This is a genomic window from Salinicola halophyticus (assembly GCF_003206695.1).
GTDB lineage: Bacteria > Pseudomonadota > Gammaproteobacteria > Pseudomonadales > Halomonadaceae > Salinicola > Salinicola halophyticus.
Window position 1 is genome coordinate 29,740 of record NZ_PZJN01000018.1, and the last position, 23,527, is coordinate 53,266.

Genomic DNA, 23,527 nt, shown 5'->3' on the forward strand with positions numbered 1-23,527 from the left:
ATGTCTCGCAAGACTCGGCCCGGGGCACGTAGAGCGCAATTTGCGCTCGGCCGAGGCTGAAGAAGAATCCGTATCCACCACCACTGCAGGAGGCAAGATGAATCTGACAGGTGAAATGCTGATCGGTCAGCAGACCGCGAAAGGCAGCCGTGACCCGATTCAGGCAATCAATCCGGCCACCAACGAGCGTCTCGAGCCGGCCTATCCTGGCGGCACCCAGGCAGAAGTCGAGCGTGCCTGCGAACTGGCGTGGAGCGCCTTCGACAGCTATCGCGAAACCTCGCTCGAGGAGCGTGCCAAGTTCCTGGAGACCATTGCCGACGAGATCGAAGCGATCGGTGATGATCTAATCGAGCGTGCCGTGGCCGAATCGGGTCTGCCCCAGGGGCGTATCCAGGGCGAGCGTGGCCGGACCTGTGGCCAGCTGCGCCTGTTCGCCAAGACCGTGCGTGCCGGCGAGTGGCTCGACGTGCGTGTCGACCCGGCGCTGCCGGATCGTCAACCGATGCCGCGGGTCGACCTGCGTCAGCGTCACATCGCGCTGGGTCCGGTCGTCGTCTTCGGTGCCAGCAACTTCCCGCTGGCGTTCTCCGTGGCCGGCGGCGACACGGCTTCCGCGTTGGCAGCCGGTTGCCCGGTCATCGTCAAGGCACACGGTGCGCATCCCGGCACCAGCGAACTGGTTGGCCGTGCCATTCAGGCCGCGGTCAAGAAGTGCGACCTGCCGGAAGGCGTGTTCTCGCTGATGTACGGCTCCGGCCGTGAAGTCGGCACCGCGCTGGTCACCGATCCGCGGGTCAAGGCAGCCGGCTTCACCGGTTCGCGCAGCGGCGGTCTGGCTCTGTGGAAGGCGGCGCAGTCGCGTCCCGAGCCGATCCCGTTCTATGCCGAGATGAGCTCGATCAACCCGGTTTTCCCGCTGCCGGCGGCACTGAAGGCTCGCGGCGAAGAGATGGGCAAGGCGTTCGTGGGCTCGCTCAACATGGGTGCCGGACAGTTCTGCACCAACCCGGGCCTGGTCATCGCGATCAAGGGTCCGGAGCTGGATGCCTTCGTCGCCGCCGCGGGTGAAGCGGTCAAGGGCAGCGCAGGCCAGACCATGCTGACGCCAGGCATCGCGGAGGCGTATCAGCACGGCGTTGACGCGTTGGCGGGTACCGGCAAGGCGAAGGAAGTCGCTCGCGGTGAGAAGGGCGATGGTTCGAACCAGTGCCAGACCGCGCTGTTCGTGACTTCTGCCAACGATTTCTTGAACGAGAAGTCGCTGCAGGACGAAGTCTTCGGTGCCACATCGCTGGTGGTCGAATGTGCCGATGCCGCCGAGCTCAAGCAGGTGGCCGAGCATCTCGAAGGTCAGCTGACCGCGACGCTGCAGATGGACGATGCCGATCTCGACGCCGCCAAGGCGCTGCTGCCGGTACTCGAGCGCAAGGCGGGCCGCGTGATGGTCAACGGCTGGCCGACCGGGGTGGAAGTGTGTGATGCGATGGTTCACGGCGGTCCGTTCCCGGCAACCTCCGACTCGCGCACCACCTCCGTGGGTACGGCGGCGATCTTCCGCTTCCTGCGCCCGGTCTGCTACCAGGATCTGCCGGACGCGCTGCTGCCGGAAGCGATCAAGCAGAGCAATCCGCTGAAACTCAAGCGTCTGGTCGACGGCAAGCGCGAGGCCTGATCCGCCTGCGATTTCAAGGCCGCCGCTCGGCGGTCTTGAATCTCGAAGAGATCCACGACCCCTGCTTTCGAGCGGGGGTCGTTGCGTTTTGGGCTGCGGTTTTCGTCGATGGAGAGGATGGGACCAAGGTCGTTGATCGGTAGCCCTGTCCGCGACGAACGCCTAGAATAAGCGCCGAGTCAAAACGACCCAATGAATTCGACAAGTAAAGGAAAGCCCGTGAACCCGGTTCAGACCACATTCCAGTACGGTTCGAGTACCGTCACGCTAGAAACTGGCCGTATCGCCCGTCAGGCCACCGGTGCCGTGCTGGTCACCATGGACGACACCGTCGTTCTGTGTACCGTCGTTGGCCGCAAGACGCTCAAGCCCGGCCAGGATTTCTTCCCGCTCTCCGTGCATTATCAGGAGAAGACCTATGCCGTGGGCAAGATCCCCGGCGGCTTCTTCAAGCGCGAAGGGCGCCCGACCGAGAAAGAGACGCTGACCTCGCGTCTGATCGATCGGCCGATTCGTCCGCTGTTCCCGAAAGGCTTCATGAACGAAGTCCAGGTCATCTGTAACGTGCTGTCCGCCGATCGCAATCAGGATCCCGACATCGCCGCGATGATCGGCACGTCCGCGGCACTGGCGATCTCCGGTCTGCCGTTCAGTGGCCCGATCGGCGCGGCGCGTGTGGGCTTTACCGAGTCACGCGGCTACTTCCTCAACCCGACCGTCGAAGAACTCGCCACGTCGGAGCTCAACATGGTCGTGGCCGGTACCGACAAGGCAGTGCTGATGGTCGAGTCCGAAGCCAAGGAGCTGACCGAAGACGAGATGCTGGGCGGCGTGCTGTTCGCGCACCAGGAGATGCAGGTCGCGGTCGATGCGATCAAGTCGCTGGTCAGCGAAGCGGGCAAGCCGAAGTGGGACTGGCAGCCGGCCGCCGACAACGTCGAGCTCAAGCAAGCCATGGCGGCGTCTTTCGGAACCGCCGTGGGTGAAGCCTATCGCATCACCGACAAGATGGCGCGTCAGGACGCGCTGGCCGAAATCCGCACCAAGGCTATCGAGCAGTTGGCCAGCGGTGACGCGGCGCAGTTCAGTGTCGACGAAGTCTCCGGTGCGCTGGCGGGTCTCGAGAAGAAGACCGTGCGCAGCCGTGTCGTCGCTGGCGAGCCGCGTATCGACGGCCGCGATCACAAGACCGTGCGGCCGCTCGACATCAAGGTCGGCGTGCTGCCGCGCACCCATGGTTCGGCGCTGTTCACCCGTGGCGAGACGCAGGCGATGGTCATCGCCACGCTGGGTACGCTGCGCGACGCCCAGCTGATCGAATCGCTGGAAGGTGAGCGCAAGGATCGCTTCCTGATGCACTACAACTTCCCGCCGTACAGCGTGGGCGAGGCCGGCTTCATGGGCGGACCCAAGCGTCGCGAGATCGGTCACGGCCGTCTGGCGCGTCGCGGCATCCAGGCGATGCTGCCCAACGATGACGACTTTCCCTACACCATCCGTGTCGTCTCCGAGATCACCGAATCCAACGGTTCCAGCTCGATGGCGTCCGTGTGCGGCGCGTCACTCGCGCTGATGGACGCCGGCGTGCCGATCAAGGCGCCGGTAGCGGGTATCGCCATGGGTCTGGTCAAGGACGACGATGGTTTCGCCGTGCTGACCGATATCCTGGGTGACGAAGATCACCTCGGCGACATGGACTTCAAGGTGGCGGGTTCCGTCAACGGCGTGACCGCGCTACAGATGGACATCAAGATCGAAGGCATCAACGAAGAGATCATGGAGACCGCGCTGCAGCAGGCACATCAGGCGCGCATCGATATCCTCGATCAGATGAACGTGGTGATTGCCGAGAGCCGTAACGAAGTCTCCGACTACGCGCCGGCGATGCAGACGATCAAGATCTCGCCGGACAAGATCCGCGATGTCATCGGCAAGGGTGGCGCGACCATTCGCGGCATCTGCGAGGAGACCGGCGCCTCGATCGATATCGATGACGACGGCACCGTGCGCATCTACGCCGAAGACCGCTCCGCGGCCAAGCGCGCCATCGACACCGTGCTCGGCATCACCGCCGAAGCGGAGATCGGCAAGCTCTATCGCGGCAAGGTCGTGCGTCTCGCCGACTTCGGCGCCTTCGTCAACTTCATGCCGGGTACCGACGGTCTCGTGCACATCTCCCAGATCGTGCCGGAGCGCGTCAACGACGTGAAAGACTTCCTGAGCGAAGGTCAGGAAGTGACGGTCAAGGTGCTGGATATCGACAACCGCAATCGCGTGAAGCTGTCGATCAAGGAGATCACTCCGGAAGAGAAAGCCGCTTTCGAAGCGACGCTCGTCACCGAAGAGTGATTTTCTGGCGGTAACCGCCAGCGCTCCATCAATAACGCCCGGCCTGCATCACGCAGGCCGGGCGTTTTCTTATGGGCGTTTTTATGAATTAGCTCACGCCGCGGCAGTTCGTGGGCGTGGCGCCGGTAGATGCCGCTTGAGCCGACGCGAGAATTTTTTCTCCACGAATTCGAAGCTCAGCCAGGAGCAGAGCGCGATAATCGGCAGACAGATCGCCAGCGCCAGGTACGGGCTGAGGCCGAACTGCTCGGTCAGGACGTAGTTGCCCGACCACAGCACGATCACGTGCAGCAGGTAGGTGGAGTAGGACCAGTCCCCCATCGCCTTGACGACACGGTTATCGCCGATGCGCGATTCCAGGCCGATGAAGGCGATCACCAGCAGCGCGCTGGGCAAGCCCCAGGCAAAGAAGCGCGTGGCGCCTGAAGGGTCGTTGAAGCAGAGAATCGTCGCGAGGCTGGCCAGTGCCAGGCCGATCGGCCACCAGCGGCCGCCGGGGATCCCGTAACGGCCATGGACGACGGCGATCCCCATCCCCAAAAGGAACTGGAAAATGATCGGATCCGTGTAGAAATTGCTGAGGAAGGGCTGGTGGGCGAAGAGCGTATTGATCACCACGATGGCCACTACCACCGCCCATAGCCGCCACTCGCGCTTGAGCACCAGCGAGGCGGCGAAGACGACGTAGAACAGCATCTCGAAATTGAGCGTCCAGCCTACCGGCAGGATCGGGTAGTAGCCGTAACCGGCCGGGTTCTCCGTGGGGATGAAGAACAGCGACAGAACCAGCTGCTTCAGGCCCATGCCGTACTCGGGCATGACATCGCTGGCGAAATAGATGACCAGCGCGGTGATGGCGGTATAGAGCCAGTAGGCGGGAACGATCCGGACGACGCGATGCAACAGGAACTGCGGCATCGTCAGCTTTTTGCCGCGGCTCGAGACAGTGATCACGAAGCCGCTGATGACGAAGAAGATATCCACACCCACTTGCCCGCGGGTGGAGAACAGATACTCGACCCAGTTATTGGCATCGAAGCTGAAAAACACCTGCATGAAATGGTGAAAAACGACGATCCATGCCGCCAGGGCTCTCAGTGCCTGTACGGATACCAACATTGCTGCCTTCCCTAGCGTGAACGAACGATGAGTCCACTCAGAAGGTCAGCGGCGGAAAAAGTTCTCCATCTGGACGAAAAATTACAAAACGCTGTTCGTGATGGGACCAATGGCCGTTCCACCATGAATCAAACCGGGTTTCAGACCTTACGCAACGCGACCTGCTCGACCAGATGATCGCGGCCCTTGCGCAGGATCAGATCGGCGCGGGGGCGAGTCGGCAGAATGTTCTCGCGCAGATTGCGCCGGTTGATGTCTCGCCACAGTCCTTCGGCTATCTCCACCGCTTCCGTCTCCCCGATCTGGGCGTAACGATGGAAGAACGAATCCAAGTCCTGGAAAGCGGTCTGTCGCAGCAGCTTGAAGCGCTCCAGATACCAGTCGTGGATATGGTTCTCCTCGGCATCGATGTAGATCGAAAAGTCGAAGAAGTCCGATACGAACGGCACCATCTTGCCGTCTTCCGGCAGGTCGCGGACCTGAAGCACGTTGATGCCCTCGACGATCAGGATGTCGGGGCAGTCGACGGTCTGATAGTCGTGCTCGCGCACATCGTAGGTCAGGTGCGAGTAGAGCGGCGCCTGCACGTTGCGAGCGCCGGCCTTGATCCAGGACAGGAAGCGCAGCAGGGCGCCGATATCGTAGCTCTCCGGAAAGCCCTTGCGGGCCATCAGATCCTTGTCGCGCAGCACGGCATTGGGATAGAGAAAGCCATCGGTCGTGACCAGATCGACCTTGGGACTCGACGGCCAGCGCGCCAGCAACTCCTTGAGAATACGCGAAGTCGTCGATTTGCCCACCGCGACGGAACCGGCGATGCCGATGATGAAGGGCGTCTTCTGGGTATCGTCGATATCCAGGAAGCGCTTGCGCTGGGCGTAGAGCCGTTGACTCGCTTCGACGTAGGAAGAGAGCAGCCGGGACAAGGACAGGTAGATCCGCCGCACTTCGCCCAGATCGATCGGATCGTTGAGCGAACGCAGCCGTCGAAGCTCTTCGGCGGAGAGCGTCTGCGGCGTGTCGGCTCGAAATGCGGCCCACTGCTCGGCCGTGTAGAACTGATACGGAGAGAACGGGTCCGGTCTCAATTGATTCATCGGGTCTCTTTCGCTGACGAGCTGGCGGCGGGGTCGAAAGGCCGCCAAGGGCTATGGATCTATATTGTCGACATCGTGGATAAATTGTCGCAGCTGCATGGGCTGAATGCCACGGGTGTCGATCGGGCCATGGGTGACGAAACCCAGCCGGCGATAGAGATCGATCGCGGCGAGATTGTCGACGAAGACGTTGAGCGTCACCGTGTCAGCGCCACGTTGATGCGCTTCAGCAATGAGATGCTGGCATAGGCGCTCGCCCAGACCCTGGCGACGGTGGTCGGGCGATACGATGATTCGAGCCAGATGCGCGCGTCTTTCGCCCTTGTCCACGAGTTGGCCGAACGCGATTGGGGCATCGTTGGCGACGAGACAGAACGAGGCGTTCTCGCTGGCGTCGATCTCCTGCCACAGCGTCTTGCCGTCGGTGGGCCAGGTGAGCCCCGGTCCGGCCCAGCGCTCGAGCGCCTTTGGCGTCTCGATCCAGTGAACGATAGCGGCGACATCGGCAGGGCGAGCCGGACGCCAGCGACTGTCAGGCATGTCGAAGGTCAGCCATGTCGACGATCGGCTCCGGTTGACGGAAGCGCGACAGCAACGTTATCGATCAGCCGTGTCGAGCCGAGATAGACGGCAGCCAGCAGCTGGGCCTGGGTATCCCGACCGGGTTCGAAAGGCGAGAGATCCTGGCCACGCAGTTCGAGGTAGTCGAGTCGGAAGCCGGCTTCCTGCAAGGCTTGCGAGGCATCGCGCAGGGCCGCGCCAGCCGGTTGGCCGCGTGTCAGGGCATCCCGACAGTGCGTCAGCGTTTGCTGCAGGACCGGGGCGAGCGCTCGTTGCTCCGGCGTGAGATAGCCGTTGCGCGAGGAGAGTGCCAGGCCGTCCGCGGCGCGCACGATCGGCACGCCGACGATCTCGATGGAGAAGTGCAGGTCGGCGACCAGCTTGCGAATCACGGCCAGCTGCTGGAAGTCCTTCTCGCCGAAACAGGCGATGTCCGGCTGGACCAGATGGAACAGCAGGGAAACCACCGTGGCGACGCCGTCGAAGTGGCCGATACGGCTGCCGCCACAGAGCCCCTCGGAAACGTCCGGCACGTGAACCTGGGTCTGTGTTGCCAGCCCACGGGGATAGAGCGTCTCGACGCCGGGGGCGAACAGCAGATCGCAGCCGTGCGCCGTCAGCTGGTCGCGGTCGCTTTCCAGGGTACGCGGATACTGGTCGAAGTCCTCGCCGGCGCCGAACTGCAGCGGGTTGACGAACAGCGTCGCCACGACCACGTCGGCCAACTGCCGTGCTCGATCGACCAGAGCCAGATGACCTTCGTGCAGATTGCCCATGGTCGGCACCAGCGCGATGCGCCGGCCGGCCATCCGGTGCTCACGCAGGGTTTCACGCAGCGGCGCGATCTCGTGGAGCGTCTGCATCAGAAACAGTGCTCCTCGGCCGGGAAGCGGCGCGATTTGACCGCTTCGTCATAGGCTCTGAATGCGGCCTCGATGCTTTCCTGACCGCTCAGGAAATTCTGCACGAAGCGCGGTACGTAGCCGCTGTTCAGCCCTAGCGTGTCGTGCATGACCAGAATCTGTCCGTCCACGTCCGGCCCGGCGCCGATACCGATGACAGGCGCATCGACGGCCTCACGCACGGCTCGACCGACCGCTCGGGGTACGCACTCGAGCAGGATGACGGACGCGCCGGCCTCGACCAGCTGCCGGGCGTCATCGATTATCTGTCGGGCATCGTCGTCCGCCTTGCCCTGGACCTTGAAGCCGCCCAGCTGATGGACACTCTGCGGGGTCAGGCCGAGGTGGGCACAGACCGGCACGCCACGAAGCGACAGTTCGCGGATGCCGTCGGCCATCCATGCCTCGCCTTCGATCTTGATCAGCTCGGCGCCGGCACGCATCAATTCGCCGGCGTCGCGCAGCATCTGACCAATATCGGCGTTGCTCATGAATGGCAGATCGACCATCAGCAGGCTTCGCTGCTTGCCGCGCGCCACGCAGGCGGTGTGATAACGGATGTCTTCCAGGGTAACCGGCAGGGTGCTGGCATGACCCTGAAGTACCATGCCCAGCGAATCGCCGACGAGTAGCACGTCGATACCGGCCGCGTCGGCGCAACGCGCCAGGGTGGCGTCATAGGCCGTCAGGCAGCTGAAAGCCTCTCCGCGCGCCTTGCAGTCGCGTAGCGTATTGAGGGTGACGCGCTTCATGCTCTCTCTCCCAAGAACAGCGAGCCTCGCTCGCAGACGCCGACGATGGACCCGACGCGGCAGGGCGACGGACGCCGGTTTGTCGCCCCCGAAGAGACGATGCGGAGCAGAGTGTAATGGGTTGTCGACAAGACGCAACTCGACGTTGGCGGCATGCCCGGTCCTTTCTCATACCCGGTCCTTTCCCATGCCCGGTCCCTTTCCCATGGCCGGCACGCGAGATGCCGTTACGCCGGAGTCACTCTCCCAGCCGGGACAGCGCCTGGTCCTCGAGCCTGCCTGCCAGTGTCAGTGGCAGCTCGCCGTCCAGAGTCAGCATCGGAGCGATTTCGGCCAGCGGTTCGAGCACGAACCGGCGGCGGGATATTTCAGGATGGGGGAGCGTCAGGCGTGGAGAGCGGTGGGAGCGACCGTCGTACCACAGCAGATCCAGATCCAGCGTTCGCGGGCCCCAATGACGATCGCGCACCCGCCGATGATGTTGCTCAAGCGCCTGCAGTTGATCGAGCAGTGCCAATGGCGAGAGGCGGGTGAGAATGGCAGCGACGGCGTTGATGAAGTCTGGCTGATCCTGAGGGCCGACCGGGGAACTCGAATAGAGCGACGAGCAGGCGACGCATTCGCTCAACGGTAGCGATGCCAGCGTCGCCAGCGCTCGCTCGAGCTGATCGCGTGGTGCATCGAGGTTGCTGCCCAGGCCGATATAGGCCAGGGCCGCAGGCTGGCGTTCAGTCATCCAGCGTCGGGGGAGTCGGCTTGTTGGTCGGGCGCCGGCGCTTGCGCGGGCGTCGTCGACGAGGCTTGCCGTTCGGGCCGTCGGCAGGAGGACCGCCATCGGCATCCGCCATCAGTTGACGCTGGCCGTCGTCGTCGGCTTTCTGAAATTCGGTCCACCATTCACCGAGGCCCGGCGTCAATTCACCGGATTCCTCTCGCAGCAGCAGGAAATCGTACGCCGCACGAAAACGCGGGTGCTCCAACGTCTGAAAAACCCGGCGGCCGCGACGACGGGGTAGCTGCTGCTGCAGCTCCCAGATGTCACGCATCGGCATGCTGAAGCGTTTGGGAATCGAGGTGTGCTGCAACTGGCGACTGATGACCTGCTGCGCCGCCGCCTGCTGTGCCGGAATCTCCGGCAGATCCTGCTCGTGGGCGATGCGCGGCGTGCGTTGCTGGACGCAAGGCCATAGCAGGGCGCCAAACAGGAACGCGGGCGTCACCGGACGCTCCTGGGCGATTCGCGCATCGGTATTGGCCAGCGCCTGCTCGACGAGCTTGACCGCCCACGGCTGCTCGTTGAGGGCTTCGTCGCTCTCGGGGAACAGCATGGCGAACAGTCCGCGTTCGCGAAGCACGCGAAAGCTTTGCAGGGCGTGACCGGAGAGAAACAGCTTGAGCACTTCCTCGAACAGTCTCGCCGGCGGAATCTGCAAAAGGAGCGGTGCCAGTTCACGAATCGGTGCTTCGGTCTCTGGAGCGATCCGGAAGTCGAGCTTGGCGGCAAAGCGTGCGGCGCGCAGCATGCGAACCGGGTCCTCTCGGTAACGGGTTTCCGGATCGCCGATCATCCGCAGAACGCGATCATCGAGATCCTGGAGGCCGCCGGTCCAGTCGTGAATGGCGAAGTCGGTGACGCTGTAGTAGAGCGCATTGACGGTGAAGTCGCGACGAATCGCATCTTCTTCGACGCTGCCCCAGACGTTGTCGCGAAGCAGCAGGCCGTCGTCGGACTGCTGGCTCACATTGCCGGCGTGCTCCTCGCCGTGACGCCCACGGAAGGTCGTTACCTCGATGACCTCACGTCCGAAGCGCACGTGGACGATACGAAACCGGCGGCCGATGATGCGAGAGTTGCGGAACAGCTGGCGCACTTCATCGGGGGTGGCGTTGGTGGCGACATCGAAATCCTTGGGCCGATTACCCAACAGCGAGTCGCGAATGCAGCCGCCGACCAGATAGGCGTCATAGCCGGCACCGTTCAGTCGATACAGTACCTTGAGTGCACTTTCACTGAGATTCTGGCGCGAGACGTTGTGTTCGTCGCGAGGCAGGACTTTTCGGGTAGGCGTTGCGTCTTCGCCAGCCTGTGCGGATTCCGGGTTGAAGAGGGTCTTCAAACGCTCACCGGGGCGCTGGAGAAAACGGGAAAATCCTTTGAACATGCGGCGAAGTCGACTCGCGAGGTAGCAAAACTCCAGTGTAGCGGAGCCCCGAAGCCTTGCAAAGGCAACGGTCATGACGGGGAAGCGGAAAAGGGTATGGCGGATGCGGGTTTGGGGCTTAAACAAGCCCGGATATCGGCGTCATCGCGAGACCGGGAGTGCCACAGGTGGCCGTACTCAGTTGCCATAGTACGCAGTGGCCATAGTGAATAGTGGCCATAGTAAAAGGGGAGACCCGGTAGGCCTCCCCTCTAAAGATGCTTCGCAACGTCCATGCCGCTTCTTTTTGTTCGTGATGGCGCATCGCCTTGAATACGCAACACAGTCGCTAACGGCGATTACAGCTTTTGGCTTGTCATTGTCAGCCTTGCTGTGTAGCGACCACCTCGTATTCAAAACAATAATCCAACCACGACAGGCAATGCCCTTTCTCGGTTGTTGTCGTTGTTCCGAGAAGTCTTCAGACCTCGGGGAGGCTTGTTATTGTTGCCCCGTCGATGAAGAGCGTCGCGTCCTGATTTTGCTTCGGCTCGAGAACGATTGTTGTTGTTCGCGCTCTCGTTCGTGCCTTCGGCCAAGATTTTTATTGTGGGGCCGTTGACGATCTGCCTTCCAGGTTGAGTGCCATATTGTGATTGTGTCGGCACTTAGGGGTCATCCGATCGAGGATTGTTATTGGGGATTGATCGGCGCCCGCTGTTGTTTTTCTTGTCTTAGTTACTGCACTTGCCGTGCCACTCCATATTTTTTAAATAAAATACAAATAGATACGGTTTTTTCGTTGTGCCAGGTTCGCTCTGGTTCCTGGTGTGGCCGATTGTGCTGATTCATGACGGGGCATGCGGAGCCTTCGATGCATGCTTGTGGTGCACCCCGTGCGATGGCGACAGGGTGACGCAAAACGGCGCAGGTTGCGCTTAGACAATAGTCTTCAGCCGAATGGGCGAGGGGCTTTCCGCCGAGCGGGAAAAGCGCTCTCGAGCCATTGGCTCACTCGGCTTCGTCTGCCTCGGGGCAAGGTGAAAAGGAGATGTCGCATAGCGAGGGCGAGATTCCGAACGGGTTGTTGCCGCGCCGTTTCAGTCTTGAGCCCGGCCGGAGGTTGCGCTCATCGAGTCCGGCGACCAGTTTCGGCAGGCGTGGGCGAGCTGATCGGCAACCGGCGCCAGGCGTAGTGTGCGAGGGGGGCGCTGATCGAGCAGCTGCAACGCTTGATGAAGCAGCGGCCGAGCGAGTTCGCCATCATCGGGGATGGCGGTCGCGAGGTTCTGTTTGGAGAGCTTCTGACCGTCGTCGCCCAGAATCAGCGGGAGATGCAGATAGCGCGGTTCTGGATAGCCGAGCGCGACCTGGAGCTGGCGCTGCCATGGCGTGTTATCGAGCAGATCAAAACCGCGGACGATGTCGGTGACATTCTGGTCCGCATCATCGACCACCACGGCCAACTGATACGCCCAGAGTCCTTCCTTGCGTTTGATGACCACATCGCCCTGGCGAGTCGGATCGAGGCACTGGTGGCCGAACAGCCGGTCCTGCCACGTTACGGGCTGGATGCCTCTGTCGGTACGCAGGCGCCAGGCTTGCGCCCGTGCAGGATGTCGCGGGCCTTGCCGGCACCAGCCAGGGTAGTGCCCCTCATGCTGCCACTCCCGACGTGAACAGCCACAGGGATAAGCCATGCCGGCAACGATCAGCTGATCCAGCGCGGCCTGATAGGCGTCGTTGCGCTCGCTCTGGTAGCGAATCTCTCCGTCCCAGGTCAGGCCGAAGGCTTCCAGCTGACGCTGGATCTGGTCGGCGGCGCCCGGCGGGCAGCGCGGCGGGTCGATATCCTCGAGTCGCAGCAGCCACCGGCCGCCGACGGCTCGAGCGTCCAGCCAGCTGCCTACCGCCGCCACCAGCGAACCCATGTGGAGAGGGCCCGAGGGAGTGGGGGCGAAGCGGCCGATATAGTTGGGAGTCGACGCGAGGGGAACGGTCATGGCATGGCTCGTGATTCGACGCATGGCGATGCTGATGGCGGGAAACCGCTGGCGCGGCGCACGGAGAATGGCTCTGAATATGGCCCTGCAGAACGCAAAACGGGCACCGCTGAAGGTGCCCGCCGTGTGACGACCGCCATCGAGGTCGCTCAGCCGCCGAGCTGCTTCTCCTTGAGCTCGGCCAGTGTCTTGCAGTCCACGCACAGCGTGGCCGTGGGGCGGGCTTCGAGACGGCGAATGCCGATTTCGACGCCGCAGGCTTCGCAGAAGCCGTAGTCATCTTCGTCGATCTTCTCGATCGTTTCGTTGATCTTCTTGAGCAGCTTGCGCTCGCGATCACGGGTGCGCAGTTCCAGACTGAACCCCTCTTCCTGCGTGGCGCGATCGGCAGGGTCGGCGAAGTTGTTGGCCTCTTCCTGCAGATGGCGAACCGTGCGGTCGACCTCTTCCATCAGATCCTGCTTCCAGCCCATCAGGATCTCACGGAAGTGCGCAAGTTGCTTTTCATTCATATACTCTTCACCCGGCGCCGACTGGTACGGGGTGAATTGACTGGGCGCTTCCGCTTTCTTTTCCGCTACTGGCATGGGGGCTGCCTCGTTACGCAAGTGTCGTGACGCGTGTCATCTGGCCGGGTATCGGCCGTGGGCAGCGACTGCCACTGCCCGAAGCCATGCTTATTTAGCGAAAAAGTTGCCGCATTGCAACCCGACGGGCACTTTATTTTTCTCATCTTGCGTTCGCGTCATCGGCGGATCGACAGTGGATCGGGCCGCCATGGCGCGGGCCCGCACCGTTGGCATCGCGTCTCTATCCCACTTCCCGCTCAACGGATCGGCACTGCATGAATTATCCCGTTCTCGTCCCCGGCATTCTGCTGCGACGCTATAAACGTTTCCTGGCCGATATCGAGCTCGAGGATGGTCGCGAAGTCGTGGCCCATTGCCCCAATACCGGCTCGATGCGAGCCGTCAACGCGCCCGGTTGCCGGGTCTGGCTTTCACCGAGCACCAACCCGTCGCGCAAGCTCGGCTGGACCTGGGAGCTGATCGAACTGCCAGACGGAAAGGGAGGTGTCGATCGGGTCTCGGTGCACACCGGGCGGGCCAACGCCTTGGTCGAGGAAGCCCTGCTCGCGGGCGTCATTCCCGAGCTGGCGGGTTTCGCCGAGCTCAAGCGGGAGGTCAACGTCGAGGGCGCCAGGCTCGATTTCCGCTTGAGAGACGCGCAAGGAAGCGACACGTTCGTCGAGGTCAAACAGGTCACGCTCAAGGAAAACGATGGGCACGGCTATTTCCCCGACTCCGTCAGCGAGCGGGGCCGACGCCATCTCGATGTGCTCGCCGATCTCGCCGACCGGGGGCAGCGCAGCGTGCTGCTGTTCTGCGCGGCGCATACCGGCATCGATGACGTGGCACCCGCGGCGCATCTCGATCCGGCCTATGCGCGGACACTGCAGGCGGTGGCCGAGCGTGGCGTGGAGATAGTGGCCTACGGCTGCCGCGTGACTCTCGCGCCGGACCGGCCCGTGGCGATCACGCTGGATCGCCAGCTGGACGTGGATATCGAACGCCGCTGGTCATCCTCGGATGAAGCCCAGGGCTAACGTCCGCGGCGAACCCGGAATATCGCGGTTTCACCGAACAGGTTGGGCCACCAGCGGGAGGTCCAGTGGCCTTCGTGATCGGCGCTACCGACCGCCTCGTCGACGATGGTGACGCCCTTGTCGCGGCACAGCTGGGCGAAGTCCTGAAACGTCGACAGGTGAATGTTGGGGGTGTCGTACCAGGCGTGCGGTAGCGAGCGTGACACCGGCATGCGACCGCGGAACGTCAGGTGCAGGCGGTGCTTCCAGTAGGCGAAGTTGGGGAAGGCGATGATGCACTCCGGCGCTACGCGCAGCATCTCGTCGAGCATGGCGTCGGGGCGGCGCAACACCTGCAGCGCCTGGGTCATGATCACCAGATCGCAGGCATCGTCGACGAAGTTGCCGAGCCCGTCATCGAGGTTCTGTTCGAGCACGTTGACGCCCTGGCCGAGGCAGGCGGCGATGCCGTCGGGATCGATCTCGAGGCCGTAGCCGGTGACATTCTTGTGGCGCGCCAGTGCCGCCAGCAGCGTGCCATCGCCGCAGCCGAGGTCGAGAATACGGGCATGCTCGGGAATCCAGTCGTAGATCAGTTCGAGATCCGCGCGCATCAGGCTGTCTCCCCGGTGATATCGGCGTGGATGCGCCGCATGTAGCTGCCGAATACGGCTTCATATTGCTCGTTGGGCAACAGAAAGGCGTCGTGGCCGTGGGGCGAGTCGACGTTGATATAGCTGACCGACTTGCCGGCGCGCAGTAGCGCTCTGACCAGCTCCCGCGAGCGTGCCGGGGCGAAACGCCAGTCGGTCGTGAAGCTGACCACCAGATAAGGGCAGGCCACCGGGGCCAGCGCCGCGGCCAGATCACCGCCGTGCTGTCCGGCGGGATCGAAGTAATCCAGCGCCTTGGTCATCAACAGATAGGTATTGGCATCGAAGCGGGTCGAGAACGTATCGCCCTGATGGCGCAGATAGGATTCGACCTGGAATTCGACGTCGTAGCCGAAGTTCAGCTGATCGCTGCGCAGGTCGCGGCCGAAGCGCGACCCCATCGAGTGTTCCGACAGATAGGTGATATGGCCGATCATCCTGGCCAGCTTCAAGCCGAGCTTGGGGATCGCCTCGTGGTCGGCATACCAGCCGTCGTGGAAATCCGGATCCGAACGGATTGCCTGACGCGCCACCTCGTTGAAGGCGATGTTTTGCGCCGATAGACGCGGAGTGGCGGCGATGACCGCGACGTTGGCGACACGCTCCGGATAGGCAATCGTCCACTGCATCGCCTGCATGCCGCCCAGACTGCCGCCGACCACGGCGGCGAAGCGTTCGATGCCCAGCTGATCGGCCAGGCGAGCCTGGCTGTGAACCCAGTCCGCCACGGTCATGACCGGGAAGGTCGGGCCCCATTGGTGGCCGGTCTGCGGATTGAGGCTGGCGGGGCCGGTGCTGCCGTGGCAGCCGCCCAGGTTATTGAGCGAAATGACGAAGAAGCGATCGGTGTCGATCACCTTGCCGGGACCGATGTAGGCGTCCCACCAGCCGGGTTTGCGCTCATCGGCCGTGTGATAACCCGCGGCATGGTGATGGCCCGACAGGGCATGGCAGATCAGCACCGCATTGCTGCGCTCGGCATTCAGCGTACCGTAGGTCTCGTAGACCAGTTCGAAGCGCTCTAGGGTCTTGCCGCAGGCCAGCGCCAGCGGCGACTCGAACGTCGCGATTTGCGGTGTGACCACGCCGACCGAATCGGACGGGAAGGAAGCGGACATGAAGCGGGGTAATCTCCAGGTTCAGCAGGGGCACGCCGCCAAGGACGTTCTCGGGTGCGCCCGAGCGCCGCCGTGGCAATCACGGCGCCGCCATGGCGATGGAACCGCGGCCCTGATGGCGCTGCGGCAGTTGACGCCGCAACAGCCACGGGGCCGCGATCGCGACGATTCAGAAACCGATCAGCGCACCCGGCAAGCCGGCAGCGCGGGCAAGCGAACCCACCACGACGCTGTCGAGCAGGTTGATGATGATGAACACCACGATCGGCGAGAGATCGATCATGCCCAGCGGCGGGATCACACGGCGCACCGGCGCCATGATCGGTTCGACGATCTGCATGACCAGCAGCGCCCCCGGATGGCTGGCTCGAGGTGCCACCCAGCTCAGGATGATCATGATGATCAGGGCGAAAAAGTAGATCTTGAGAATCGCGTTGAGAACACCGGCGATACCGGCCAGCAGCAGCCCCTGAAGCGGCGGCATGCCGAAGCCGGCGATCTGGAAGATCGCGATGATCACGAGCACTTTCAGCAGAAACCCCACGAACAGGGTGGCGATATCGATCCGGCCGACCGGGCGCAGGATTTTCTGTACCGGCGCGACCACCGGCTGGGTCGCCTTGACGATTCCCTGACTCAGAGGGTTGTAGAAGTCCGCCTGCGAGAATTGCAGCAAAAAGCGCAGCATCAACACAAACAAATAGACGTTGACTAGCGTGTTGACCAGCATCAAGCCGGCGCTTCCGAGATTACTGCCCATTACGTTCTCCTAGTGATTCGGCGGGTTCCAGTCCGACTGGGTTCGATCTTGGTTTCATTCGCGTGACAATTCACGAGACAGTTCGCGGGCGCGTTCGGCGCAGGCCTGTGTCGCGCGGCCCACGATATCCCTCAGGCCCGCTTCCTCGAAAGCGTTGATGGCCCGCTCGGTGGTGCCATTGGGAGAGGTGACGCGACGGCGTAGCTCGGCAGGGTCGAACTCGCTCTCCCGCGCCATCTTGGCGGCCCCGAAGGCGGTCTGCAATGCCAGGCGGCGGGCGCTTTCCGCCGGCAGGCCCAGTTCGATACCGGCGGCCTCCAGCGACTCCATGAATAGAAAGAAGTAGGCCGGGCCGCTGCCCGAAATGGCCGTGACCGCTTCGATCTGGGTTTCCTGATCGACCCATTCGACCAGGCCTACCGAGGTCAGAAGTTCGGTGACAAGCTGGCGCTCGCCATCGCTGACGCGATCGTTGGCATAGAGACCGCTGACGCCGGCGCCGACCAGCGAAGGCGTATTGGGCATGCAGCGAATCAGAGCCAGACCGCCGCCCAGCCAGCCATCCAGCGTCGCGGCATCGAGCCCGGCCGCCACCGAGACGACCAGCGGGCGGCGTACCTGAACGGCCTCTCTCAGCGACAGGCACAGGTCGCGCATCATCTGTGGCTTGACCGCCAGAATCACGACGTCCGCCTCCTGCACGGCGGCCAGATTATCCTGCATCGTGCGGATGCCGTAGCGTTGGCTGATGTCATCGCGCTTCTCCTGGCTGCGCGACGTGGCGACGATGGCCTCGGCGGGATAACCGCTGTCGAGCATGCCGCCGAAGATGGCACTGGCCATGTTGCCGGCACCGATAAAGACGATACGGCTGGCCTGAGGCGAGTCGGTCATGGCTGAGTCCTATGGAAACGTTCGGGGGTCCGGCGGCGAAAAGGGCAAGGCATCGGTAAGGTCAACTCCCGGCTGGCGGTCGGCTGCCAAAAATGGCGGTGCCGAGACGCACGATGGTGGCGCCTTCCGCGACGGCCGCTTCCAGGTCGCCGCTCATGCCCATCGATAGCGTGTCCAGCGGCGCCTCGGGGAAACGCTCTCGGAGCATTGCCAGTGCATCAGCGACCTGGCGGAAGGCCTGGCGCTGTTGCTCGGGGTCGTCACTGGGCGCGGGTAGCGCCATCAGCCCGCGCAGACGCAGATTGGGCAGCGCCAGAACCGACTCGGCAAGCGCCGGCAACGCCTGCAGCTCGACACCCGCCTTGCTGGCTTCGCCGCTGACATCGAGCTGCAGGCAGATATTGATGGAGCCTCGCTCGACCGGACGCTGTTCGGAAAGCCGCCGCGCGATCTTCTCCCGGTCGACGCCATGCACCCAATCGAAGTGCTCGGCCACCTCGCGAGTCTTGTTCGATTGCAGCGCGCCGATGAAATGCCACTCGATATCGTCGAGGTCGGCCAGTGCTTGCTGCTTGTCCAGGGCTTCCTGCAGGTAGTTCTCGCCGAACGCGCGTTGACCGGCGATATAGGCCTGGCGCAGCATGTCCGCTGGCTTGGTTTTGCTGACAGCAAGCAGATGCGCGGCATCATCCGGACGACCGGCAGCAGACAGCGCCGCTACGAGGCGCTCGCGGGCACGGGATAAGGACTCGGACACCGATGCTTCTGCCATACTGATTAGCGACCTTACGCAGGGGAGCGAATAAAAGCCCATGGATATTACCGAACTGCTGGCGTTCTCGGCAAAGCACGACGCCTCAGATCTGCACCTTTCGGCCGGATTGCCGCCCATGATACGGGTTGACGGCGATATGCGCCGACTCAACGTGCCGGCGCTGGACGACAGCCAGGTGCGTCGTCTGATCTACGACGTGATGAACGATCGTCAGCGCCGTGATTTCGAGGCCGTATTCGAAACCGATTTTTCGTTCGAGGTTACCGGAGTTTCGCGGTTTCGGGTCAACGCTTTCACCCAAGGGCGCGGGGCGGGCGCCGTGTTTCGGACCATTCCCAGCACCGTGTTGACGCTCGACGACCTCGGGTTGGGCGATGTGTTCCGGCGCCTGGCGATGCTGCCGCGGGGCCTGGTGCTGGTCACGGGGCCGACCGGAAGCGGCAAGTCGACGACGCTGGCGGCGATGATCGACTACATCAACAGCAATCGCCAGGAACATATTCTGACCATCGAGGATCCGGTCGAATTCGTCCACGAAAGCAAGCGCTGCCTGGTCAATCAGCGCGAAGTCCATCGTGATACCAAGGGGTTCGCGCCCGCCCTGCGTTCGGCGCTACGCGAGGATCCGGACGTGATTCTGGTGGGCGAGCTACGCGACCTGGAAACCATTCGACTGGCGCTGACTGCAGCGGAGACCGGCCACCTGGTGTTTGGTACCCTGCACACGACGTCGGCGGCCAAGACCATCGACCGGATCATCGATGTGTTCCCGGGGGACGAGAAAGGCATGGTGCGTTCGATGCTGTCCGAGTCTCTGCAGGCGGTGATTTCTCAGACACTACTCAAGCGCGACGGCGGTGGGCGTATCGCCGCCCACGAAATCCTGGTGGCCACGTCGGCGATCCGCAACCTGATTCGGGAGGGCAAGGTCGCGCAGATGTATTCGGCGATTCAGACCGGCGGCAGCCTGGGAATGCAGACGCTGGACGCGGCGTTATCCCACCTGGTGGCCGAAGGCTTGGTGACACGCCAGGAAGCCCACGCCAAATCGCGCGCCGGGCTCGATCAGTGAATCGGGCCCCTGATTCCGGTTTTCAGGACATGTCATGACTCCCTCTCAATGGTTTGAACAATTACTCGACATCATGCTGGCCAAGCAGGCGTCGGATCTGCTGATTTCCACCGGCGCGCCGCCCTGTCTGAAGCTTGACGGCAAGCTGGTAGCGTTAGGCGACGCGCCGCTACAACCGGAGCAGGTCCGCGAGCTGGTGGCCGTCGCCTTGCCTCAGGGGCGCCGGGAGTCGTTCGAGGTCGAGCACGAGGCCAATTTCGCCCTGAGCCTGAGCGGCAAGGGGCGCTTTCGGGTCAGCGCCTTCTTTCAGCGCAGCCAGCCGGCCATGGTGGTTCGTCGCATCGCGTTCGATATCCCCGATCTCGAGTCGCTGGGACTGCCGGAAGTGACGGCGACGCTAGCCTCGATCCGGCGCGGGCTGGTACTGGTGGTGGGCGGTACCGGCAGCGGCAAGTCGACGACGCTGGCATCGATGATCCAGCATCGCAACCGCACGGTCGGCGGCCATATCATCTGTATCGAAGACCCGATCGAGTACATGCATCCGCATCAGCGCGGCATCATCAATCAGCGCGAAGTGGGCATCGATACCGAGTCCTACGAGGTGGGGTTGAGAAATGCGCTGCGCCAGGCCCCGGATGTCATCATGATCGGCGAGATCCGCAGCCGCGATACCATGGAGCTGGCGCTTAGCTTCGCCGAAACCGGGCATCTATGCCTGGCGACGCTTCACGCCAACAGCGCCGATCAGGCGATCGAGCGCATCCTCAGCCTGTTTCCGCCGTCGCGTCAGGATCAGATGTGGATGGATCTTTCGCTCAACCTGCGTGCCGTGGTCGCCCAGCGGCTGCTGCCACGTCTGGACGGCACCGGGCGCTGTGTGGCGACCGAGATTCTGCTCAAGTCGCCATTGATCAGCGAACTCATCCGGCGCGGGGAGGTGGCTGAACTGAAGGATCTGATGCGGCGCTCCCGCGAGCAGGGCATGCAGACCTTCGACCAGTCGCTTTACGAGCTGTTCCGGCGTGGCGATATCGGCGAAGAGCTGGCACTGGCCCACGCCGATTCAGCCAACGATCTGCGCATGCTGATTCGATATGGCGAGCGGCGGCGTCCCGGAGATCGGGGTGACGACGGTGCCCGGTTTTCGTTGATCGACGACCCCGATCGACAATGAGTCAGCTGGCCTAGAAGGAGAAGCAAGCCTGAGGTTAGCTTTGGTCGGCGGTCGGTCAGGGCGCGTAGACGCCGCCCAGCACGCGAGGGCCGCTGGCGCCGGTCACTTCCGGCAGGTTGCCTGGCAGTTGGTGAATCCGCCGCCATGCCAGCCAGGCGAAGGCGCCGGCTTCCAGCCAGTCGGCCGACCAGCCAAAATCCTCGCAGTGCAACAATGCGACGCCGGGCAGATGCGTTGCCAAACGCTGCATGAGATGGCGGTTATGAGCCCCGCCGCCGCAGACGATCAGATCGGTATGGCCGTCATCGATGAACCCACGCGCGGCACGCGCCACGCTGGCTGCGGTCAGCTCCGTCAATGTGGCCTGAACGTTGGCCGGCACTTCATCCCCGCGCAATCGCTTTTCCACCCAGCCGAGATGGAACTGCTCCCGACCTGTGCTCTTGGGTGGTGCGGAGGCAAAGTACGGCTCGTCCAGCAGGCGTTCGAGCAGAGGCTCATCGATGCTGCCGCTGGCGGCCCAGCCGCCGTCTTTATCGATTGGCCCACCTCGGTGCCGAGCATGCCAGGCATCGATCAGGAGATTCGCCGGGCCGGTGTCGAAACCGACGACCGGTAGCGATGAATCTGCAGGGCCGAGTCGCGTCAGATTGGCGATACCGCCCAGATTGAGAACCAGCCGAGTGCGGACGGGATCGGTGAACAGCGCCTGGTGGAAGATCGGCGCCAGCGGCGCGGCCTGGCCGCCGGCCGCCATGTCGCGACGGCGAAAGTCGGCGACAACCTGGCATCCGGTCAGCTCGGCCAGGCGGCTGGGGTTGTCGAGTTGGTAGGTGAAGGGCGCATCGGCATAAGGGGCATGCTCGATGGTCTGTCCGTGACTGCCGACGGCGGTAATTGCTTCAGGCGTCAGGTCGTGGCGTGCCAGCAGCTGGCGTACGGCTTCGGCCTGGCGGTCGCAGAAGGCGCTTTCGGTGGCGCCCAGTGCCCCAAAGCTCACCCGCGAGGCCTGCGTCAGTTCGAGCAGGGCGTTACCGAGCTTCTCGCCCAGCGGTAGGCACAGGGCATCGATCAGCCGCGGGCGTTGGTCGATGTCATCGGCGATCTCTACCATTGCCGCATCGATGCCGTCCAGGCTGGTACCGGACATCAAGCCCACGAACAGTGACATGAATTCTCCCTCGTTGTTGTAAATCGATAGCGTAAATCGCTAGCGCGAGCCGGCGACGTGAATCCGTAAGTTAGCACGCTGGTCCGGGCCCGGGGCGTGGTTCAACGGAGGTCAAAGACTCGTGCTAAGATTGCCGCCTTTCAAGCTCGATAGCGTTGGTAAGGGAGACGGATACGATGGCCGAGGTCGATGAGGCGCTGGCGTTGATCAAGCGCGGTACGCAGGAGATTCTGATCGAAGACGAGCTGGTAAAAAAGCTCGAATCCGGTCGCAAGCTCCGCATCAAGGCAGGCTTCGACCCCACGGCCCCCGATCTGCATCTGGGGCATAGCGTGTTGCTGACCAAGATGCGCCAGTTCCAGGATCTTGGCCACGAGGTGATCTTTTTGATCGGCGATTTCACTGGCCGAATCGGGGATCCCACCGGCAAGAACGTGACGCGCAAACCGCTCACCGAGGAAGAGGTCAAAGCCAACGCCCAGACCTATCGAGAACAGGTCTTCAAGATTCTCGATCCCGACAAGACCGAAGTACGCTTCAATGCCGAATGGTTCGGCGGGATGTCGGCGGCGGACATGATCGAGCTTTCCGCGCAGTCCACCGTGGCGCGCATGCTGGAACGCGACGACTTCGAGAAACGTTATCGCGCCGGACAGTCGATCTCCATTCATGAGTTTCTCTATCCGCTGGTGCAGGGCTACGACTCGGTGGCGCTGAAGGCGGACATCGAGCTGGGCGGCACCGACCAGAAGTTCAACCTGTTGATGGGGCGCGAAGTTCAGAAGCACTTTGGCCAGGAACCGCAGGTCGTCATCACCATGCCACTGCTCGAGGGTCTCGACGGTGTGCAGAAAATGTCGAAGTCGTTGAACAACTATATCGGTGTCGACGATTCGCCGGGTGTGATGTTCAATAAGATCGTGTCGATGCCGGACGGCCTGATGTGGCGCTACTTCGAGCTGTTGTCGCTGAAATCCAACGAAGAGATCGAAACGATTCGCCAGGAGATAGACGGAGGCGCGAATCCGCGTGATATCAAGATGGCCTTGGCAAGAGAGTTGATCACGCGCTACCACGGCGAAGAAGCGGCAGCGAATGCGCACCGCTCCGCAGGCAATCAGCTGGCGGAGGGAGAGCTGCCGGACGATCTGCCGGAAGTCGAGGTCGATTTCGAAGGCGCAGCGCAGGCGCCGATCGCTGCGGTACTCAACCGAGCAGGGCTGGTTGGTAATAGTGCCCAGGCCAAGGACATGCTCAACAATGGTCGAGTCAGGGTCGATGGCGAAGTCGCAGCCAAGAGCGCAATGCTCGACACCGGAAAGAGCTACGTGATTCAGGCCGGCAAGAAGCGCTACGCGCGTGTCACGCTTGGCTAAGTCAGCTTGAGCCAAATCGCTGACAGGTTGAACCGAATCGATGAATAGTGCTGAAACGCCCGCCCCGCGCGGGCGTTCGGGTTTCTGGAGGAAGGGCGGCGAGGCCGTCAGCGGGTCCGCATAAATCCAGGCGGTCAAAAAGTTGTCATGAAGGGCTTGCCAACTCGGCGGCGGGTCCGTAAAGTACGCATCCGCTGCCGCCGAGAGAGGTTTTCGGGGGTGGTGAGAATAATTCCAAGCGTTTGATTTGATTGAAGAAATCAGTTGACGCAAGGCGGTGAAGCCGGTAAGATTGCTTCCCAGTCCTTCAAGGATCGGCACCGACAAGCAGTAACGGCGCCAGGCAG

Annotated in this window: 22 protein-coding genes; 7 read left to right on the top strand and 15 right to left on the bottom strand. The window is 62.7% G+C overall.

Annotation, left to right across the window (positions count from 1 at the left end; all coding sequences use genetic code 11):
• Positions 1-97 precede the first annotated feature (97 nt).
• Together DOM58_RS17240 and pnp are read left to right on the top strand one after the other, a co-directional pair.
• A complete protein-coding gene (locus DOM58_RS17240) occupies positions 98-1,675 on the top strand; it encodes an aldehyde dehydrogenase (NADP(+)) (protein ID WP_110693895.1) in 1,578 nt (525 codons plus the stop codon).
• A gap of 219 nt (positions 1,676-1,894) precedes the next feature.
• Entirely contained in the window at positions 1,895-4,024 is a 2,130-nt protein-coding gene (gene pnp, locus DOM58_RS17245; RefSeq protein ID WP_075561863.1) for a polyribonucleotide nucleotidyltransferase, read from the top strand.
• A gap of 93 nt (positions 4,025-4,117) precedes the next feature.
• Here pnp and DOM58_RS17250 read toward each other — a convergent pair whose 3' ends face one another.
• The 8 genes from DOM58_RS17250 to gluQRS all read right to left on the bottom strand — a co-directional run bounded on the left by DOM58_RS17250 (position 4,118) and on the right by gluQRS (position 12,599).
• Positions 4,118-5,143: an acyltransferase family protein gene (locus DOM58_RS17250; RefSeq protein WP_110693897.1), complete on the bottom strand. Its 1,026-nt coding sequence runs from the start codon at positions 5,141-5,143 to the stop codon at positions 4,118-4,120.
• Positions 5,144-5,283: 140 nt separating this feature from the next.
• Positions 5,284-6,240, bottom strand: a complete 957-nt coding sequence (coaA, locus tag DOM58_RS17255) for a type I pantothenate kinase (RefSeq protein WP_075561861.1) — start codon at positions 6,238-6,240, stop codon at positions 5,284-5,286.
• A 51-nt stretch (positions 6,241-6,291) separates the two neighbouring features.
• Positions 6,292-6,780 carry a GNAT family N-acetyltransferase gene (locus tag DOM58_RS17260; RefSeq protein ID WP_110693898.1) on the bottom strand — a complete coding sequence of 163 codons (489 nt, stop codon included), beginning with the start codon at positions 6,778-6,780 and terminating at the stop codon, positions 6,292-6,294.
• Positions 6,781-6,788: 8 nt separating this feature from the next.
• Complete coding sequence (gene panC, locus DOM58_RS17265) at positions 6,789-7,664, bottom strand: pantoate--beta-alanine ligase (RefSeq protein WP_110693899.1); 876 nt, start codon at positions 7,662-7,664, stop codon at positions 6,789-6,791.
• The gene (gene panB, locus DOM58_RS17270; RefSeq protein WP_110693900.1) at positions 7,664-8,455 is read right to left on the bottom strand and encodes a 3-methyl-2-oxobutanoate hydroxymethyltransferase; all 792 of its coding nucleotides are present in this window, start codon (positions 8,453-8,455) and stop codon (positions 7,664-7,666) included. Before panB ends, panC begins: the two co-directional genes overlap by 1 nt.
• A 238-nt stretch (positions 8,456-8,693) precedes the next feature.
• Positions 8,694-9,191, bottom strand: coding sequence for a 2-amino-4-hydroxy-6-hydroxymethyldihydropteridine diphosphokinase (folK, locus tag DOM58_RS17275; RefSeq protein ID WP_110693901.1), 498 nt, complete (start codon positions 9,189-9,191; stop codon positions 8,694-8,696).
• A complete protein-coding gene (gene pcnB, locus DOM58_RS17280; RefSeq protein WP_110693902.1) occupies positions 9,184-10,617 on the bottom strand; it encodes a polynucleotide adenylyltransferase PcnB in 1,434 nt (477 codons plus the stop codon). The genes folK and pcnB overlap by 8 nt, the downstream gene beginning before the upstream one ends.
• A 1,079-nt stretch (positions 10,618-11,696) precedes the next feature.
• A complete protein-coding gene (gluQRS, locus tag DOM58_RS17285) occupies positions 11,697-12,599 on the bottom strand; it encodes a tRNA glutamyl-Q(34) synthetase GluQRS (protein ID WP_110693903.1) in 903 nt (300 codons plus the stop codon).
• On the opposite strand from gluQRS, the gene DOM58_RS17835 reads away from it, so the two are divergent.
• On the top strand, positions 12,598-12,729 hold the full coding sequence (locus DOM58_RS17835; RefSeq protein ID WP_280951151.1) for a hypothetical protein: 132 nt from the start codon (positions 12,598-12,600) through the stop codon (positions 12,727-12,729). The two genes, gluQRS and DOM58_RS17835, sit on opposite strands and share 2 nt — an antisense overlap.
• 19 nt (positions 12,730-12,748) lie before the next feature.
• Here DOM58_RS17835 and dksA read toward each other — a convergent pair whose 3' ends face one another.
• Entirely contained in the window at positions 12,749-13,186 is a 438-nt protein-coding gene (dksA, locus tag DOM58_RS17290) for an RNA polymerase-binding protein DksA (RefSeq protein WP_075561854.1), read from the bottom strand.
• 257 nt (positions 13,187-13,443) lie between these two features.
• Here dksA and sfsA point away from each other — a divergent pair, with 257 nt between their 5' ends.
• Entirely contained in the window at positions 13,444-14,205 is a 762-nt protein-coding gene (gene sfsA / locus DOM58_RS17295) for a DNA/RNA nuclease SfsA (RefSeq protein WP_075561853.1), read from the top strand.
• Here the strand turns inward: sfsA and metW are convergent.
• From metW to DOM58_RS17320, 5 genes are all read right to left on the bottom strand, one after another.
• Entirely contained in the window at positions 14,202-14,798 is a 597-nt protein-coding gene (gene metW, locus DOM58_RS17300) for a methionine biosynthesis protein MetW (protein ID WP_075561852.1), read from the bottom strand. The two genes, sfsA and metW, sit on opposite strands and share 4 nt — an antisense overlap.
• A complete protein-coding gene (gene metX / locus DOM58_RS17305; protein WP_075561851.1) occupies positions 14,798-15,955 on the bottom strand; it encodes a homoserine O-succinyltransferase MetX in 1,158 nt (385 codons plus the stop codon). Before metX ends, metW begins: the two co-directional genes overlap by 1 nt.
• 169 nt (positions 15,956-16,124) lie before the next feature.
• Positions 16,125-16,715 carry a YggT family protein gene (locus tag DOM58_RS17310; protein ID WP_075561850.1) on the bottom strand — a complete coding sequence of 197 codons (591 nt, stop codon included), beginning with the start codon at positions 16,713-16,715 and terminating at the stop codon, positions 16,125-16,127.
• A gap of 54 nt (positions 16,716-16,769) precedes the next feature.
• Entirely contained in the window at positions 16,770-17,609 is an 840-nt protein-coding gene (gene proC / locus DOM58_RS17315; protein WP_075561849.1) for a pyrroline-5-carboxylate reductase, read from the bottom strand.
• Positions 17,610-17,670: 61 nt separating this feature from the next.
• Positions 17,671-18,381 carry a YggS family pyridoxal phosphate-dependent enzyme gene (locus DOM58_RS17320; RefSeq protein WP_110693904.1) on the bottom strand — a complete coding sequence of 237 codons (711 nt, stop codon included), beginning with the start codon at positions 18,379-18,381 and terminating at the stop codon, positions 17,671-17,673.
• A 40-nt stretch (positions 18,382-18,421) separates the two neighbouring features.
• Here DOM58_RS17320 and DOM58_RS17325 point away from each other — a divergent pair, with 40 nt between their 5' ends.
• The gene (locus DOM58_RS17325) at positions 18,422-19,456 is read left to right on the top strand and encodes a type IV pilus twitching motility protein PilT (protein WP_110693905.1); all 1,035 of its coding nucleotides are present in this window, start codon (positions 18,422-18,424) and stop codon (positions 19,454-19,456) included.
• Between the two features lie 34 nt (positions 19,457-19,490).
• Positions 19,491-20,633: a PilT/PilU family type 4a pilus ATPase gene (locus DOM58_RS17330; protein WP_075561846.1), complete on the top strand. Its 1,143-nt coding sequence runs from the start codon at positions 19,491-19,493 to the stop codon at positions 20,631-20,633.
• A gap of 55 nt (positions 20,634-20,688) precedes the next feature.
• Here DOM58_RS17330 and DOM58_RS17335 read toward each other — a convergent pair whose 3' ends face one another.
• Positions 20,689-21,804 (bottom strand): anhydro-N-acetylmuramic acid kinase, encoded by a 1,116-nt coding sequence (locus DOM58_RS17335; protein ID WP_110693906.1) that lies wholly within the window; start codon positions 21,802-21,804, stop codon positions 20,689-20,691.
• Positions 21,805-21,980: 176 nt separating this feature from the next.
• Here DOM58_RS17335 and tyrS point away from each other — a divergent pair, with 176 nt between their 5' ends.
• Positions 21,981-23,180 (top strand): tyrosine--tRNA ligase, encoded by a 1,200-nt coding sequence (gene tyrS, locus DOM58_RS17340; protein WP_110693907.1) that lies wholly within the window; start codon positions 21,981-21,983, stop codon positions 23,178-23,180.
• The last annotated feature ends 347 nt before the right edge of the window (positions 23,181-23,527 follow it).